The organism is Acidithiobacillus ferriphilus, assembly GCF_018854775.1.
Taxonomy (GTDB): domain Bacteria; phylum Pseudomonadota; class Gammaproteobacteria; order Acidithiobacillales; family Acidithiobacillaceae; genus Acidithiobacillus; species Acidithiobacillus ferriphilus.
This window is the reverse complement of the sequence record NZ_JAAZTY010000074.1, coordinates 1-2,646: the sequence shown is the minus strand read 5'-3', so window position 1 is coordinate 2,646 and position 2,646 is coordinate 1. Positions and strand designations below refer to the sequence as shown.

Sequence of the window (2,646 nt, the reverse complement as noted above, 5' to 3'; positions counted from 1 at the left end):
AGTTCCGTTATCGGGATGAGGCCTATAGCGCCGCGCCGGTGGTCGCAACGCGGGAAGCGCCGCGCAATCGCCTTACCGGGGACGGGCGTGAAGGGGGTTTTGCCATCACGGGAGCGGCCTGGAGGCGGAATGAAAGCATTACCGGCACCGAGGGCAGATCCACGCGCCGCAACCCGACCTTGCGCGGAGAACAGCGCGCTGCGGTGCCTGGGGCCTCTCAAATGAAAGACCGCGAGCGGCCGGAATTGCCCATCAGCCGAGTGACTGGCAGCAGCGGCAATGATGCCAGAGGCTCTTTTATCACCTATTCCGGTGGTGCACGAGGTTAATGTGATACCAGCGGCGGCACGCCCATCCACGAAGCACGGACCAGAGATTGCGATGAATACGAGAAACCGTCCAGGGCGGCATGTGAGCCCTCAGCCAGGAGCAACGCGCCCACCCTACGGCCTGGGTACGCCGGCCAGCGCGCTGCAAGCGCGGTCGCCCTCGCGGGCATTCGCATCACGGGAACATCCGCAGAGTCCGATGCCTGCGCCCAACCCGGCTTGCGCTACGGACCAGGGACGACCTTGTCGGCACCCGCTCAGCAATGAGTCGGAGAACCGTCGCCTGCTGGCCCACGAGCAAGCAATAAGGGGGCACTTCGCGGCCATCATTCCGGCGCTGAAGCAGCTTGCCGCCCTGCAGCATGAGGCCGATTTTCCTGAGCGCGCACAGCGCCTTGCCGACGCGGATCTGGGCTTCACGTTGCCCGTCGGCATTCTGGAGGATGCCTGGATAGCCAAGCTGGATATGCGCGCACTGTATGGCGCCTGCGTCATGCACACCATTCGCCTCATGGCGGAGCAAACGCAGGTCGCGCTGCCGCCGCAGAACTCGGACGAGATGAGTGCATTTTTACTCGACTGTGGCTACCACGCGGTGGATATCACGCCGTGCTCGGACGGACGTCTGAAGGGGCTGGTGCGCTACATACTGCGCCTGCCTGATGATGCGATACGCAGTCGCAAGGCTTACGCCGGCGCCATGTTCGACGTGGAGGCCAACGTCCAGCGCTGGATCGAGACGGAACTGATGCGCTATCGCGAAGGCCGTCCGGTGACCGCGGATGCCGGTACACGGTACTTAAAAATCGTGGTGTACCACTGGAGCAGTTCCGACCCCGCCCACGAAGGTTGCGCCGCCCATCACAGCAACGAAAGGGATGCGGCGGAAGCAGGCCTGGAACGGTTGCGTGAATTTCGTCAGGCCATAGAGAACAGTTTTTGCTGCGGCGCCTCGGTGGATACCTTGCTGATCGGGGTCGATACGGATACCGATAGCATCAAAATACATGTGCCTGATGCGGATGGGGAAATGAGCTTGTACCGCTGGGTCGGCAACCTGACGTTATATCAGGAAACCGTCAACGACGATGCCAACAGCGCACGACTCAAAGTGTATCAGGCGATTCAAGCCGCCAGTGCTACGGACGGCTGGGGCAAGGGCAACGGCGAGCCACACGAAGGCATGCGCCGACTCATCGCCACCCTACTGATCAACAACCTGTCACAGGTGGAATATGTATGCGGTAACTGGGGTGGCCGCTACCCGGACATTGGCCATAACGAGCGCTTCATCAGCGTGGGGGACGGGTTCGAGGAATTCCAGGTACGCAACCTGGCGTATTTCGTTTACTTGCACACGGTGGAAGAAGGGGTGCCGGATCTGGACGTGGGTCTGCATATTTTTAATAAACTCAACGTCCAGCATGGACTGCCCGTGCCGGTGGCGATTCATTTCCGCTATGACCAGCGCGTGCCCGGCAGTCGCGAACGCACCGTAGAACGCTGTCAGCGGGTCAAAGCCGCGATTGAGGCGCGCTATGCGGAATTGCATCGGCAGGGTTTGCTGGTATGCGGCATGACCGTGCAGGACAAGCCCTCGGGCAGCCCGATCGAAACGGTCGAAGCGAACAGCGCCTCGGCATTGCGGAGCGCACGATGAAGATTTGTCAGGTGGAAAAAACTCTGGTTTCGACCAACCGGATCAAGGAAATGGGACACCGTCCACTGCTGGTGGTCAAGGAAAAGGGCGGTGCGAGAAGCATCGCCGTGGATGCGGTGGGCTGTGTCGCTGGCGACTGGGTGATTTGCGTAGGTTCGTCCGCTGCCCGGGAAGCGGCGGGCAGTAAAGACTTTCCGAGCGACCTGACCATCGTCGGGATCATCGATCATTGGCCGGAAGATTAGAATATCTCATATGGACATTTTGCGCGTCGTCTCTGATCTCGTGGCCACCCGGCGAATAGCCGGGCTGCAGAATGCATCGCTCCGAGTGCTCGCCGATGCGAAAGGCAGGCTCAGCGTGGCCGCCGACCCGGTGGGAGTACCGCCCGGCAAATGGGTGATCGCCGTGGGTGGATCGGCGGCACGTTACGCTGCAGGGGATTACCGAATACTGACTGACCTGACCATCGCCGGGATCATCGATCATTGGGATCCCAGCGCTGGACAGACAGGGAATTAACCGTTTTTTAACCCCAAAAGGAGTAGTTGACATGGCAAACGTAAGCGGAGTGGCACTGGGTATGATTGAAACGCGCGGCCTGGTGCCGGCGATCGAGGCGGCGGACGCGATGACCAAGGCGGCGGAAGTGCGTCT

4 protein-coding genes and 1 pseudogene are annotated in these 2,646 nt (G+C 60.9%); all 5 read left to right on the top strand.

Translation table 11 applies throughout. The features are described from left to right. Positions 1-329: pseudogene (locus HF921_RS05965) on the top strand (CsoS2 family carboxysome shell protein); the annotation flags it as partial. An 82-nt stretch (positions 330-411) separates the two neighbouring features. Then, positions 412-1,989 carry a carboxysome shell carbonic anhydrase gene (locus HF921_RS05960; protein ID WP_319025478.1) on the top strand — a complete coding sequence of 526 codons (1,578 nt, stop codon included), beginning with the start codon at positions 412-414 and terminating at the stop codon, positions 1,987-1,989. After that, positions 1,986-2,234 (top strand): carboxysome peptide A, encoded by a 249-nt coding sequence (locus HF921_RS05955; protein ID WP_064220052.1) that lies wholly within the window; start codon positions 1,986-1,988, stop codon positions 2,232-2,234. The genes HF921_RS05960 and HF921_RS05955 overlap by 4 nt, the downstream gene beginning before the upstream one ends. A gap of 10 nt (positions 2,235-2,244) precedes the next feature. Next, positions 2,245-2,511 (top strand): carboxysome peptide B, encoded by a 267-nt coding sequence (locus HF921_RS05950; protein WP_064220051.1) that lies wholly within the window; start codon positions 2,245-2,247, stop codon positions 2,509-2,511. 31 nt (positions 2,512-2,542) lie between these two features. Continuing rightward, the coding region (locus HF921_RS05945) for a BMC domain-containing protein (protein WP_215893501.1) at positions 2,543-2,646 on the top strand (104 nt) is incomplete at its 3' end.